This window comes from Sphingobium rhizovicinum, from assembly GCF_042647625.1.
GTDB lineage: Bacteria > Pseudomonadota > Alphaproteobacteria > Sphingomonadales > Sphingomonadaceae > Sphingobium > Sphingobium rhizovicinum.
This window is the reverse complement of the sequence record NZ_JBHRVU010000004.1, coordinates 288,079-301,434: the sequence shown is the minus strand read 5'-3', so window position 1 is coordinate 301,434 and position 13,356 is coordinate 288,079. Positions and strand designations below refer to the sequence as shown.

Below are 13,356 nucleotides of genomic sequence, written 5' to 3'. Positions count from 1 at the left end.
AGACAAGTGCTTGCCTTTGCTACATATATTGGGCAAGTTTCGTTCCAGGTGGTTCCGTGGAAAACCGGCAATTCTCGCTCCCCCACGGCTCCCCCGATAGGAGGACGAGATGGCGGCGGCAAACAAGAGGCGGTTCACCGACCAGATGCTGGAGCGAATGCGCCCTCCCACCAGCGGGCGGGTGGAGCTGGGAGACGAGGTTGTCCCCGGCCTCGTGCTCCGGGTGACGACCAGCGGGGTCAAGTCGTTCAGTGTCATCTACAAGGTGCCCGGCGAGGGCGGGGTGAGCACGACGGGCAGACTTCTCGCCGGTCGCCAGCACCGCATCACGCTGGGCCAGTATCCCCTGCTGGGCCTCGCTCAGGCGCGGGAGAAGGCGCGCGAGCTGCTGGGCACCGCCAGCGAGGGCCGCGATCCCCGCCCGGAGCGGCGCGAGGCGAACCTGCTGCGCCACACCAACACCGTCGAGACGGTGGCCCGGCGCTTCATCGAGCAGGACGCGAAGCGCACCGTCGCGAGTTGGCAGAACATCAAGCGCGTGCTGGACCTGCACGTCGTCCCCCGGCTGGGCAGCACACCGATACGCGACGTTCGCCGCGCCGACGTTCACGAGCTGCTGGACGAGCTGGTCGCCGCCGACAAGGTCGGCACCGCGCGCGAGGTCCGCAAGCATCTGTCCCGGCTGTTCAACTGGGCCGTGGATCGGGAGCTGCTCACGGACAGCCCGGTGCATGGGCTGCGCCGTGGCGATCTCGACCCCAACGCCGACGCGGGCCGGGCGCTCACCAACGACGAGCTGCGCCACGTCTGGCGAGCGGCGGGCGACCTCGGCTACCCCTTCGGCCCTTGGTATCAGCTTCTCATCCTGACGGGGCGGCGGCGGGACGAGTGGGCGGCAGCGCGGCGCTCGGAGATCGACGCAGCCAACCGGCTGCATGAGCCGCCCAAGGAGAGGCACAAGTCCCGGCGCGGGCATGTGTTGCCCCTGTCCGACGCCGCCTGGGCGATCATCGACGGCCTGCCCGTATGGCCGGGCAACGACTACCACCTGCTCTCCACTGACGCGGGCGCGGGGCATATCAAGGGCTTCTCCAAGGCCAAGACCCGGCTGGACGCTGGGGCGCTCAAGCTGATGCGGAAGGCTGACCCTTAGGCGGTGCTGACCTCATACCGCGTCCACGACTTCCGCGTCACCTGCGAGACGCGGCTGGCGGACCTCGGCTTCAACCAGGACGTGCGCGGCGCCGTGTTGGGCCACGCCAAGCCGGGATTGCAGAAGACCTACAACAAGCACGAGTATGAGCGAGCGGTGCGCCACATCGCGCGGCTGGAGCGGCTTCGCCTCCTATCGGAGCAGGGCGTGCGACCGCATTACGCCTTCGAGGCGGAGGAGCTGGAACACCTGCGGACCCTGCGGGACGCGATCCACGCGGAGATGGTCGCCGCTGGACAGGTGCCGGGGTGAGGCCCCTCAACCGCCCGGAGCGCGACGTGACGCTCCACACGCCCAAGACGCGGCGCAAGTGCCTGCGCTGTGGTGCGCCGTTCGACAGCACTGGGCCGGGAAACCGCCTCTGCCAGAAGTGCCGTTTCCAGGCTGCGGGGATAAGCCCGTTTGCTCCATAGTCGAGCCAAGAGGGGTTGCGCTCGGGGGACAAATGGAACAACAAGAGAACAAAGGGGCTAGACAGTGGCAGAATGTGGCGCCATAAAGGCGCCATGTCTATTCCCGAACGAACAGTAGCCGACTTGGATCGCATCAACCTGAGGCTGTCCAAGGAGACGTTTGAGGCGATTGACCACGCGAGAGCAGCACGTCCGGGGCGCGTGTCACGGAACACTTGGATCGCGGAGGCAATCGAGGAGAAACTGACGCGGGATGCTGTTGAGCGGCCCGCCCCAATGGGGAAGGTTGGCAATGCCTAGCTTCTACGAGTTCTTCGCGGGCGGAGGAATGGCTCGGGCCGGACTGGGCGACAGTTGGAAGTGCCTGTTCGCCAACGACTTCGATCACAAGAAGGGCATGACCTATCAGGCCAATTGGGGGACTGGGGGCGAGCTAACCATTGGTGATGTGAAGGATATTCGAGCCGCTGACTTACCCGGCACCGCCGATCTTGTCTGGGGTTCGTTCCCCTGCCAAGACCTGTCACTGGCAGGTGGCGGCGCTGGGCTGAAAGGCGAGCGCTCCGGCACGTTCTATCCCTTTTGGGACGTCATCAAAGGTCTCATCGCGGATGGCCGCGCGCCCCGGCTGATTGCACTGGAAAATGTCTGTGGAACGCTGACGTCCCACGAAGGCAAAGACTTCCAAGCGATCTGCCAGACGTTCGCTGACTCAGGATATCGCTATGGCGCTCTTGTCGTGAACGCCGCGTTGTTCGTGCCGCAGTCTCGCCCCCGCCTCTTCGTGCTTGGTGTTCGTGAAGACGTCGAGATCGACCCTGCGTTACTTGCCCCCGGCCCAATGGAGCCATTCCACACGCGGGGGCTTTGCACGGCGGCCGAGAGCATTTCGGACGACGCAAAGGGGGCGTGGCTATGGTGGAATGTCCCGACGCCGCCTCATCGCAATTCAACCTTTGCCGATCTAGTTGAGGAAAATCCGGCCAGTGTGAATTGGCACACGCCCGCCGAGACGACACAACTGCTCGGCATGATGTCCGCCCTCAATCTTGCGAAGGTGTCTGCCGCCAAGCGCGCGAAGCGACGCATGGTTGGTGGCGTCTATAAGCGGACCCGGCTGGACGAGCGGGGCGTAAAGGTGCAACGCGCCGAGGTACGGTTTGACGATGTTGCCGGGTGCCTCAGGACACCCGCTGGCGGCTCCTCGCGGCAGACAATAATTGTGGTCGATGGTAACGATATTCGCTCGCGGCTGATCTCGTCGCGGGAGACAGCGCGGCTGATGGGCCTGCCTGACGAATACAAGCTGCCAAAGAATTACAACGAGGCGTATCACCTGACGGGTGATGGCGTCGCAGTGCCGGTTGTTCGTCACCTCGCCGCCTATCTGCTTGAGCCCCTCTTGGGCATTGCCGCTGCACAAGATCGCGAGGCTGCGTGAGCATTATCCCTTGTGAACAGAACAAGGGGTTGCGCGATCAGATTGAGCGCTTTGCAGAGGTGTTGAAAACCGAGGCGCACAAGCTCGGCGACCACGGACTGGATGAGAAGGAGTTCTACAACTCCGGTCTGTTTCGCGGAGCGGTCGAGCGTGTCAGAGGACAATTCTCTGCCACCATGCGCGGCAAGCGCGAGTTCGTGCAACACGCCCTGAACCACATGGAGGATGGTGGCTTCATCGCCGGTTGGGATTTGACGGAGGACGCCAATCGCAACGACTATATCGTCCGTCTGAACAGCGGCCGCAACGCTGTGATCGACTTGAAGGGCTGCCTCGACGGGAACAACACCAACATCTTCGAGCGCCCGGCGAATGCAGACGAGTTCGTGATATGGAGCATTTGCACCAATCACGGGGCCGACCCGCGCCGAAACGCTTGGTCGGGCATTCATACACGGCTGAGCGCGGAGATGATTTCCCGCAACCAGCGGGTTGATGGCGTGGTGCTCTGGGACATGGTCTGCGGGACCATCGGACGCCCCTGTCCCAAGCTGCTGGCCGCAACGGACCGCGCGACCGATCTTGGTCCGTTCAGAGCGCCACCCGCCTGCATCTACCTACTGCCGGCGTCAATCCCGTCGGTGGCGGCCCCCAGCGCTGCGGCGCAGTCGCTGGATCAGGTGGAGTTTCTCTCGGCTTTCCACTCTTGCTTTGGCGGGCAGGACGACGAGTTGCACTATGTAGACTTTGCCGTCGCTCGCTCGGGCAGAGAGTTGATGAGAAAGACCACCGTCAGGCGCGGCGGCGTGGTGGCGCAAGAATCAGAGATGACGGCGATACGTCGCGTCTGATACGGGATAGCGATGCCCAATCGCGATCCTGATTCCGTCAACTTCCCTCCCTTTGAGACTGAGGATTTGCGAGACAATCTCGCAAGATTTCTCAATTCGCCCTTCGAGGATTCAACAGGCACCACCCGTCCGGTCGGCAACTACAGATGGGGCGTGTATGCATTCTTCGACTATGATGGCGAACCGATCTACGTTGGGCAAACCAACGAGAAGCTGCGGACCCGCATTCGCCGCCATCTGACGAATCAGCGAACCGACGCGGTCGCAATGTCAGTCCTCGATCCATTCGAGGTATTTGAGATTGAGGTCTGGCCGCTGCCCGAATTTCAGGAGGTCGCCCGCGCTGATCTTGCCGCCCGCCAGCATCTGGACGCCTTGGAGCGTCTCGTCACAGCGCAGGCCATTGAGGGATCGGAGTTCAGGGCGATCCTCAACGAGAAAGATCCTCCACTCGGAACGGCGACGGTGGCTCCGCCGCCATCGTTTCGTGGTCGCATCGTATCCGACAGGGTGTTCGAGCTTCGCTCGCATCCCGACTTTCGGATAGCGCGCCGTGCGCTCATTATCTCACGGCTGGCTCAGGTCATCTCCGAGCGCAAGGTGCAGGGCGGGCTTCGCCGCGTGCTCCTAACCCAGGCGAAGCGCCTTCAATGGCTCGCGGAGCGCCGGTATGAGGCGCTCGGTGGCGCGGCCTCAGTCGAGCCAGAGGGCGATGAAGACGCCTGACCCCGCGCGGTCGCGCACTATGCGGGCCGTCAAATCGGTGAACACCAAGCCCGAGATGCTTGTGCGGAGGCTGGCCCACTCACTGGGCTATCGCTTCCGCCTCCACCGCAAGGACTTGCCTGGCTCGCCCGACTTGGTTTTCTCCGGGCGGCGCTGTGTGATCTTTGTGCATGGCTGCTTCTGGCACGGTCACGACTGTCGACGGGGCGCTCGACAGCCCAAGGATAACGCCGACTACTGGCGTGCCAAGGTCGCCCGAAATGTCGCGCGAGATGCGCGCGTGCTGGGGGAGTTGGAAGAGGCAGGCTGGCGCAGCATCGTCCTCTGGGAGTGTGAATTGCGCGATCGCAACCAGTTGGAAGCTCGAATCCGCAATTTCTTGGATGGCCCTGGCGGCGCGTTGCACCGCTCCCCCAGCGGCTCCCCCGAGCCGAGCGACAAGGGCGTATAAAGCGCCCTAAGCGCCTACAAGCCTTTATAATTTCAATGGAAAACTGGAGCGGGCGAAGGGATTCGAACCCTCGACCCCAACCTTGGCAAAGGCAGTATCGTTTCTAACCGTGACTTACGGTGAACGACCAACGCTTGCAAAATACCGACCTAAATAATTGATTTTACGAGCAATTAATGGTTATATTGAGCTAGCTTCACTATGAGGGTGGCTATCTCAATATAACCATTAATTACACCGGCGTGGCGACATGGTGGTGATTTGGACGCAACGATTTGGCCACCGAGAAACTCACCAAACGCCATATTGATGGCCTCAAGGCCTCCGCCAAATCATATCGCCATTACGACACCGAATTGAAGGGCTTCGGCGTTCAGGTCCTGCCCAGCGGGGTCAAATCCTACATCGTTGAATACCGTCCCGATGGCGGCGGACGCAGTGTCGCCAAGAAGCGGATGACCTTGGGCCGCGTCGGTGAACTTACCCCAGATCAGGCCCGCGCGATGGCGCGCGACAGGCTTGCCGATGTTCGGCGCGGCACCGATCCGCTGTCTGACCGCCAGACCAAGCGTCGCGAGCAAAAGCTATCCGAGTTCATCGACCAATGGGAGATCGACGCTCCAGCAGGCAAGCGCACGGGCCGTCCCATGAAGGAGCGCACCCGCACCTACATGTTGGCACGGCTCCGTCATCATGTCGTCCCGCTCTTGGGAACCAAGCGCATCAGCGATGTGACCGTGGACGACATAAACGGCATGATCCGGCGTATCGCACGCGGCGAAACAGCAAAGGATGGACTGTCCGGCAAGAAGCGCGGGCGTGTGAAAGTCAGGGGCGGTGAAGGTGCAGCCCTCAAGGTGGCAAGCGATCTTTCGATCATCTTCAACTATGCCGTCGAAAAGCGATTGATCCCCACCAATCCGGTTACACTTGCGAGAAAGCCGCGCGCAGGGAAGCGGCACGACTTTCTTACCGCATCAGAGTTTGCCCAGATCGCTCAGGCATTGACTGCCTTGGAAGCGGAGGGATGCAATCCTGCCGGTATCGCCATCCTAAGGCTGATTCTGTTGACCGGTGCACGACCCAGCGAGATCGAAGGTCTAAAGTGGGCGGAAGTCGATACCGATCACCAGTGCCTTCGCTTGGCGGAGAGCAAAACGGGGTATTCGGTGCGCCCCCTGTCGCAAGCCGCCGTGGACATATTGTCAGCGATCAGTCGCGGCGCGTCGCCCTATGTCTTTCCGGCTACCCGTGGCGACGGCCATTTCACCGGGGCGAAAAAGATATGGAATCAGGCGCGGACGAAGGCCAAGCTCCCCGGAAGAGTCCGCTACCATGCGCGGCACGCTATGGCGACATTCGCCTTGGCTGACGGCGTGGACGCCGTGTCCGTCGCTGCGATCATGGGCCACAAAGGCCCGCGCACAACACTAGCGACCTATGCGCATGTCATCGACGGGACGGCGGCCCGCGCGGTCGAAGCCGTTGGACAGAAGATCGCCGTCGCCATGCAAACACCGCCTTCGACCCCTACGCCCGTTGAAGGCCATACATAGGGGAACTTTGGCTGAATTTCTGATCCGCCGGTATATACCGTGGGAAGACAATGGTGTCGTTCCAACAGGAGGCTCCAATGACCCATGGTCGTACTTTCCGCCGCCCCGAAGCCGCACGGCTTTTGCAAGCTCATGGACTTCGAACCACAGCCGCCAGCTTGGCGACGATGGCGACGCGCGGAGGCGGACCGCGATTTTTCAAAGTCGGGAAGCTCTGCATGTACCCTCTGAGCGACCTCGAATCATGGGTAGCGCAGCGCACCACTGGCTTATTGGATTCCACCTCCACGACGAAGGGAGCGCGCGTCGATGACTCTCTCCAACCGGATTACGAATTGGACGACGATCTGTTCATCACCGGGCATCCCGGCTTCGACGAGATCACGCGCCTTCTCGATCAGGAGGCGGAGATGCAAGCACATATGGACGCTGCTCGCATCGAATACGACGAACAGTTCGCCTAGATAAAACAGTTAGTTGACACCCTCTGAGGGTCTGGTTTTGCATGGATGGGAGAAATCGTTCTCCCGCTAGCACTACCACGGAGAACATCATGGAACATACCGCAGAAGTCGACGGCTTCATCCTCATCCCTGCGGCGACCGGCGGCGGGGCTTTGGTTCGCCGAAGCCAGATCGCGGGCGCTCGCGCCAATGGTCGGGACGGGGCCATCGTCTATGCGATGTGCGGGCCGTCGATCTATACGACGGCGACCATTTCCCAACTCGCCCAGTATCTCGACGCGGAGTCCGCCAACATTCATCGGGACTGACCGTAGCGACCCAGATTGTGTGCCGGTGGGGCGACCCATCGGCACATGTCGTATGTGAAGGAGGCACAGGTGAAAGCCCGCAAGAACCCGACCAACGAGCAGCTATTGCGGCGATTGCGTCGCCGACCGGAATCAGAACGTGACCCCCGCTACAAGAACGATGCCTATTGGGCGCTGCGACTCCAAGGTCATCCACACGCATACGCCAAACGCGCTTTCCGGGATCAGCCGCCCGTATTCCATGAGCGAGAAGTTTCCGCAGACGCTGGCGGATGCGATCCGGAAGATTTGCTATTTCAAGCCGGATCAACTTGGACAGAGCTAGAGGTGGCCATTCGCCCGCTCCTCTCGGACGAAACCGTTCATGCGCTCCAGCCAAGGGATCGCGAATATATGGCTTGGGATCAGGAAGTCCCCGGACTGGGGGTTCGAGTACGGACCACGGGCTATAAGAGCTTTGTGCTCTTCATTCGCCCCGGCCATACTGGGAGGCTCCAAAAACACACATTAGGGAAAATCACGGCGCTTTCACTCGACGATGCTCGGCAAGCAGCAAGAGCCCGCCGTAACGCGGCTCTGGATGAGGCTGAATCGCAAACAGATTAAACCGGTCTGTCTTGGTCAGTTACCCCCAATTACCCCAGCCCAATCAGAGAGACTTTAGGTCACGGGGAGTTTGAAAAAGGCAGATCGGCGCGCTTCAGAAAAAGACAAAACTGGCTGAATCAGACCCGCAAGCCTGCTCCAGTTCTCTTTTGCGCTCCCACCAAAAAACTCAGATGAGATAAATTTCGCTATTTTCCGCTTCATCGCATGACGGCGGACCATTTCGATGAAACGCGATGAGATGAAAGCCGAGAGGGAATGAAATATACCCCGCAACGATTCCTCTAGCCTCATGGGCGCTTAGGTGTGGCAAGTTGGTGTCCTAACGGCGGGCCAAATCCGCAATTTCACCGCCTGCAGGAATTGATCCGCCATCGCCACCATGGAATCGCCATTCGGTTTGAGTCCTGTCGTCGGTATGCAGGGGCGGGAGCGATGCTCAGCATCGCCGCATATTGCGCGTCCAGTCCCGATTGTGAGGCGAGCTTTTCATGCGTCGGCTTTCACAAGGCGCGCGGCGAACGCATGACCTGCTTGGATGACAGCTTAAAACCTAGAGCAATGGTTCAATTTGCTCCCCAGGATAATGGATAGTGATAGCGATCAGCAAAGATACAGGACAGAAACCGAGCCAGTAAGGGCATACTCACACATACCTTTATCCAATCTCGGACCATTCTCCATCAGGTGAAGGCCTGACATTGGGAAATAGCTCAGAGTAGCGATAAGGTTGCATGGTATGGATGGGGACGAGCTTGCTCGCCCCCACTCTATCTACAAATCGGCGCAGATCAGAAACATGGGCATGACCGGAGGTGTGATGAATTTCGAAGCTCATGCCCTGAGCATTGGCCCACGCCCTTAAATCGGGCTTCTCCCGATCCAAATAGCCCGGCCAGAGCGACCAGATGACCTTCCCCCCGGCCAATTCGCCGATGGCTTCCGCATCCTCGATCATAGACGACCTAAACATCATCACCCATTGATCGCAGGTCGCTCCTATGTCCGAAGCGAATACGCGGTGCCGCCGATAGGGTTCGACCAGATCGAACCGCTTCTGCCTGATGATGCGCGCCCTCTGCCTCTTTGGCAGATACACCTTCATCCTTGATGATGGCGATAGCGGGCTGGGCAGCGACGACTTGCCGAGGGCGTCCAGAATATTTGCCGTGTAGGCGTCCGCAATGAACTGCCTACCAGACCGCTGCGTCGCGCGATAGAAAGTGACCAGTCGGTCGATGTTTTGAGCGGAGAAGCAAGCAAGGACGATACCGCTGGTATCTGCAATCGACGAGGCAATGTCAGCCTCGACCTGATCCTCTGTCATCGGGGCAGGCGAATCCTCACGCCCCAACACCGTTCCCTCCATCAGCAGCACATCGACTGAGGCGGGCGGGTCGGCAAGAAAGGCGTCGAATGCCCATGCCTTCCGGCCATGTGCGCGGAAGTCGCCGCTATACAGCAGCCGTTGCCCGTCCGCCTCGATCAGCAGCGCATATGCATCAAAAGCGGAATGATCCATCAGGTAGGGGGTGACCCGGAACGGCCCGATGTTGAACGAGCCGCGATTGCGATAGGTCGTGATCGGCTGCGCGAAGTTCCTACCTGTCGTGAAAGCCGAGGCGACCTCCAATAACCGCCGCGCACCATCGCCAATGTACACCGGCACCGAGGGATGCACTACTTCGAGCAGCCCATAGTGATCCGAATGGGGATGGCTGATGAGGACGCCGAGCAGGTCGGGACTGTCCCCGTCCACCAATCCCGCGACTGGCGGCAATAAGCTCTGATCGGGCCTTCCCGCTTCCAGCGGCAGACCCAAATCGAGAAGCAGCGACTTCCCGCTCGACTGCACCTCAATGCAGTTGCCGCCGATGACGGTCGCGCCACGATGAATCCGGAAGCGCATATCCTACACCCGCGTCCGCTGATCGAGCGCCGACAATGCAGTCATCGGATCGGGATCAGGCCAGACAAACGATATGGGGAAGGCTTCGAAGGCAAAGGACAGTCGGACTTCCTGCCGTTCCGCACCTAGCGCCATGACGCCCCGCGATAGCCCCGCCTCCAACCAGCCGAGATTCAGTCCATCATAATATGGATGTGGCGCGAGGACTGACAGCCGCACATCCGAGGCTTCGACAAGCGACTTGCCGCCATAGCCGAGGCGCGCACTATGCTCCCGACTTAGCAGCCAGACGAAACCGTATTTGAGGATTTCCACCGCTGCATAGAGCGGATTGTCGCTTCCTACCTTCAACTCCACGAATTCGAAAGCGTTAGGACCACGGCGATGGACCAGATCAATCGCCCGCCGCCGATCGCCACCTCCCGCGATCATCCCCGATGCAATGGGAACCTGATTCGACCAGTCGCTCCGACCCCGTGACCTCGCCGCGCTGACAATGGCGCGCTCCAGCGTCACCTCCGGACTCGAATTATGGGCGGCGTGATCGCACTTAGGTTCGAGCCACCGCCAGTTCTCACGCGACGGCGACTTGGCCAGCGCACCGATGCATCCAAGCCAGTTCCCGGCCACCCTTTCAAACAGGGTGCGCACAAAACCTACCCCATCGAACGCTACGGGTGGCGTCGCGCTCAGCCTTTGGAGCGCGGATCGATGTTTAATGCTGGCGATATTCAGGTGATCGGCTGCGAGGCGATCAACATCGTCGAACAGCGACAGCGGGACGAGGCTCTCAGCCGGGAACATACCTTACATCTCCAATCTAAAGCCAAGCCAAAGGAAGGTGCTAGTATCATACTACTTGTAAATCGAAATCAGTCAGCTTGATGCTTGATACCGTCACGAAGCGGCAGCGGGCAAATTCTGGGGATGAACCTCAAGGATCGCGTTGCCAGCAGAATAAAGACAATCCGGAAACTCCGGCGGCTGACCCAAGAGCAGCTAGCGCAGCGCGTTGACCGAACCGTGTTCGCCATTTCGCAGTTGGAACGGGGCAAGAGCCTGCCCAGCTTTGAGACATTAGAACGCCTGTCGGTCGCGTTGGAGGTGCCGGTGAAAGAGTTCTTCGACGATGGTAGCGAGGCGGCGGGCATGTCGCCCCACCGACTAAGCCTCACCACGGCAGTTGCTGACCGGGTTCGGTCGATGGCGGACGATCAGATCGAGGCGACGCTTCGTATGATGGACGCGATGTGGCCGAAAGCGCGCAAATAGGCGATTTGCGATCTATTAAAAATAGGGGTCCCCGCATCCCTGACGGGTGAGCGCCACGCGCAAGCACCTCAACCTATCTGTGAAAATGACTATCTCGCGTCGATTTGTCTGAAACGAGTTGCAGAAATGGACGTAGTAGGGGAGCTTTCGCTAGTTGCGTCATTTGCAGTCCCTGAAAAATTGAAGACCATGGCAATCACCCAAAAATCAATAAAGATTCTGTGGTCGGCCTCGGGGGGCTTATGCGCATTTCCCGAATGTCGGCAGAGACTGACATTTAGTGAAGCTGGTGAGTATGCCCCTTACACATTGGGCGAGATGGCGCATATTTGCGGCGATCAACCCGGCGCAAACCGCCATGATGCAGCACAGACCCCGCAAGAGCGGGATGACTATCAGAATCTAATTCTTTTGTGCCCAACTCATCACAGCCTGATTGATCGCGCCGAAAACGAGGGGCGATTCCCAGTCGAATCTCTGCACCAGATTAAGGCTGACCACGAAGCCTTTGTTCGTTTACGGCTTCATCCAGACCCTGCAACCGACAAACAGGCCATAGCGCGTGAGATTTCGCCGCTGCTCGCCGCCAACCATCAGGTCTGGCTGAATTACGGACCGCTTTCAGACCTCGCTCGCAAAAACCCAAATAGCGATGCAGCCTATGCGGTTTGGCTATCTGAGCGGCTTGGAACGATCGTACCGAACAATCGCCGTATCACCGAAATTCTAGGCGATAGTGCCCAAGTTTTCACACCTGAACAACAGCGGATAATTGCAGATTTCCAGCTTCATGCTCGCGGTTATGAGCGCTGGGTGGCAGATGAGATCGCTTACGAAGGTGTTGTCCGCTTCCCAACGGCCTTTGCCGATCTGATTCAAGGGACTCTGCATGCCAGCGCATAGTGAGACATTTCCTTGGCCGAGCTACTATGGAAATTTCGACTTCTTCGAACAAAGAATGCGTACGCATAGCCGTGTGCGTAGCCTCGAAGCGTTGGGTGATGGGCGGTACAGGCTTACAAAGACGGACGGGGCTGTGCTCGAAGTTTTCATATGCGAGTGCTATTCCTATGGCGTTGCTGAGTATCTGGAAACGACCGGCAAGCTCGGTAGATTGGACGCGATCATCATCTCGTCGAATTGGTGTGGTTACACCACCGATCTCAAGATGCAGTGTCGTGACGAACGGGTAGGCCTCTTCGACATCCGAGATTTTATGGCCGCACTCAATCGTCGGGTGTTCTGGGCCTATCTGAACGACTGGGATGACAAGCGCTTCAAAGAACAAGGGCTTATTTGATGGAAAGCCTTACCGTTTATGGGTTTGGCTCGTTCTTCAGTGGCGGACCCAAACCACACGACATCGATTTGCTTCTCGTGCATCGCTCGGCAAATCTTGAGTCGTGCAGATTCGCTATCGACTGCAAGGCGCAGATCAAATCAGCGCTCCCTTCCGCCGACATCGTGATGCTCTCGGAGGCCGAGGCCAAAAGCCTTGATTTTGTCGAACGGGCGAAAGCGGTAAAGTTAGAGAACTTGAGCGCCGAGAGCATGGACGCCGATGTGCAGGCACTTGCGAGCCGACTTTCAAGACCCTGACTGCTCCGCAAGGAGCGCGTTCACTCGGCAGCAAAGGCACAAATCGCGTCCCTTGGTTTGCATTCCCGTGGCGACATGGTGGCGACACAGATTGAAGGCGCAATCTTACCTCGCCCGAAGGGCGGGTATTACCTTGATTTATATGGGAAAACTGGAGCGGGCGAAGGGATTCGAACCCTCGACCCCAACCTTGGCAAGGTTGTGCTCTACCCCTGAGCTACGCCCGCTCGGGCGGCCGAAAGAAATGGTCTTCCGGCGGATGTGGCCAACTGGCAGAAAATCTGGAGCGGGCGAAGGGATTCGAACCCTCGACCCCAACCTTGGCAAGGTTGTGCTCTACCCCTGAGCTACGCCCGCTCTTGGCGGCCGGGAGGGTGAAGCCCTCTCGGCGGGTGGCGGCCAACTAGCAAGGCTTTCCCAAATCGGCAAGGGGCAGAATTGCAGAAAAATGAAATCCGCCTTTTCTGATGTGGAAAACCAGCCTTTTCGGTGGTTTAGAGCAGCAAAGAAAATGCCGCTCAGACGCTGGCCATATCATGATCCGGCG

Annotated in this window: 16 protein-coding genes and 2 tRNA genes; 14 read left to right on the top strand and 4 right to left on the bottom strand. The window is 59.4% G+C overall.

The window, feature by feature from the left end:
* Positions 1-109: 109 nt before the first annotated feature.
* From ACFOKF_RS02785 to ACFOKF_RS02740, 10 genes are all read left to right on the top strand, one after another.
* Positions 110-1,153, top strand: coding sequence for a tyrosine-type recombinase/integrase (locus ACFOKF_RS02785; protein WP_380792905.1), 1,044 nt, complete (start codon positions 110-112; stop codon positions 1,151-1,153).
* Positions 1,154-1,156: 3 nt separating this feature from the next.
* Positions 1,157-1,465 carry a hypothetical protein gene (locus ACFOKF_RS02780; protein WP_380792903.1) on the top strand — a complete coding sequence of 103 codons (309 nt, stop codon included), beginning with the start codon at positions 1,157-1,159 and terminating at the stop codon, positions 1,463-1,465.
* Between the two features lie 453 nt (positions 1,466-1,918).
* Positions 1,919-3,067 (top strand): DNA cytosine methyltransferase, encoded by a 1,149-nt coding sequence (locus tag ACFOKF_RS02775; protein ID WP_380792902.1) that lies wholly within the window; start codon positions 1,919-1,921, stop codon positions 3,065-3,067.
* Complete coding sequence (locus ACFOKF_RS02770) at positions 3,064-3,918, top strand: hypothetical protein (RefSeq protein ID WP_380792901.1); 855 nt, start codon at positions 3,064-3,066, stop codon at positions 3,916-3,918. Before ACFOKF_RS02775 ends, ACFOKF_RS02770 begins: the two co-directional genes overlap by 4 nt.
* A 12-nt stretch (positions 3,919-3,930) precedes the next feature.
* The gene (locus ACFOKF_RS02765; RefSeq protein WP_380792899.1) at positions 3,931-4,644 is read left to right on the top strand and encodes a GIY-YIG nuclease family protein; all 714 of its coding nucleotides are present in this window, start codon (positions 3,931-3,933) and stop codon (positions 4,642-4,644) included.
* The gene (locus ACFOKF_RS02760) at positions 4,631-5,095 is read left to right on the top strand and encodes a very short patch repair endonuclease (RefSeq protein WP_380792897.1); all 465 of its coding nucleotides are present in this window, start codon (positions 4,631-4,633) and stop codon (positions 5,093-5,095) included. The genes ACFOKF_RS02765 and ACFOKF_RS02760 overlap by 14 nt, the downstream gene beginning before the upstream one ends.
* Positions 5,096-5,370: 275 nt before the next feature.
* Positions 5,371-6,651, top strand: a complete 1,281-nt coding sequence (locus ACFOKF_RS02755; protein WP_380792895.1) for a tyrosine-type recombinase/integrase — start codon at positions 5,371-5,373, stop codon at positions 6,649-6,651.
* Positions 6,652-6,728: 77 nt separating this feature from the next.
* Positions 6,729-7,115 (top strand): hypothetical protein, encoded by a 387-nt coding sequence (locus ACFOKF_RS02750; RefSeq protein ID WP_380792893.1) that lies wholly within the window; start codon positions 6,729-6,731, stop codon positions 7,113-7,115.
* 89 nt (positions 7,116-7,204) lie between these two features.
* A complete protein-coding gene (locus ACFOKF_RS02745; RefSeq protein WP_380792892.1) occupies positions 7,205-7,423 on the top strand; it encodes a hypothetical protein in 219 nt (72 codons plus the stop codon).
* 69 nt (positions 7,424-7,492) lie between these two features.
* On the top strand, positions 7,493-8,029 hold the full coding sequence (locus ACFOKF_RS02740; RefSeq protein WP_380792890.1) for an integrase arm-type DNA-binding domain-containing protein: 537 nt from the start codon (positions 7,493-7,495) through the stop codon (positions 8,027-8,029).
* Between the two features lie 658 nt (positions 8,030-8,687).
* Here ACFOKF_RS02740 and ACFOKF_RS02735 read toward each other — a convergent pair.
* Both ACFOKF_RS02735 and ACFOKF_RS02730 read right to left on the bottom strand, forming a co-directional pair.
* Positions 8,688-9,938 carry an MBL fold metallo-hydrolase gene (locus tag ACFOKF_RS02735; protein WP_380792888.1) on the bottom strand — a complete coding sequence of 417 codons (1,251 nt, stop codon included), beginning with the start codon at positions 9,936-9,938 and terminating at the stop codon, positions 8,688-8,690.
* Positions 9,939-9,941: 3 nt separating this feature from the next.
* Complete coding sequence (locus ACFOKF_RS02730; protein ID WP_380792886.1) at positions 9,942-10,742, bottom strand: hypothetical protein; 801 nt, start codon at positions 10,740-10,742, stop codon at positions 9,942-9,944.
* A 123-nt stretch (positions 10,743-10,865) separates the two neighbouring features.
* On the opposite strand from ACFOKF_RS02730, the gene ACFOKF_RS02725 reads away from it, so the two are divergent.
* The 4 genes from ACFOKF_RS02725 to ACFOKF_RS02710 all read left to right on the top strand — a co-directional run bounded on the left by ACFOKF_RS02725 (position 10,866) and on the right by ACFOKF_RS02710 (position 12,809).
* Positions 10,866-11,210, top strand: a complete 345-nt coding sequence (locus ACFOKF_RS02725; RefSeq protein ID WP_380792884.1) for a helix-turn-helix domain-containing protein — start codon at positions 10,866-10,868, stop codon at positions 11,208-11,210.
* Positions 11,211-11,336: 126 nt separating this feature from the next.
* A complete protein-coding gene (locus ACFOKF_RS02720) occupies positions 11,337-12,113 on the top strand; it encodes an HNH endonuclease (protein WP_380792882.1) in 777 nt (258 codons plus the stop codon).
* A gap of 133 nt (positions 12,114-12,246) precedes the next feature.
* On the top strand, positions 12,247-12,510 hold the full coding sequence (locus ACFOKF_RS02715) for a hypothetical protein (protein WP_380792880.1): 264 nt from the start codon (positions 12,247-12,249) through the stop codon (positions 12,508-12,510).
* On the top strand, positions 12,510-12,809 hold the full coding sequence (locus ACFOKF_RS02710; RefSeq protein WP_380792878.1) for a hypothetical protein: 300 nt from the start codon (positions 12,510-12,512) through the stop codon (positions 12,807-12,809). The genes ACFOKF_RS02715 and ACFOKF_RS02710 overlap by 1 nt, the downstream gene beginning before the upstream one ends.
* A gap of 152 nt (positions 12,810-12,961) precedes the next feature.
* Here the strand turns inward: ACFOKF_RS02710 and ACFOKF_RS02705 are convergent.
* Positions 12,962-13,036, bottom strand: a tRNA-Gly gene (locus tag ACFOKF_RS02705).
* A gap of 55 nt (positions 13,037-13,091) precedes the next feature.
* Positions 13,092-13,166, bottom strand: a tRNA-Gly gene (locus ACFOKF_RS02700).
* Positions 13,167-13,356 lie beyond the last annotated feature (190 nt).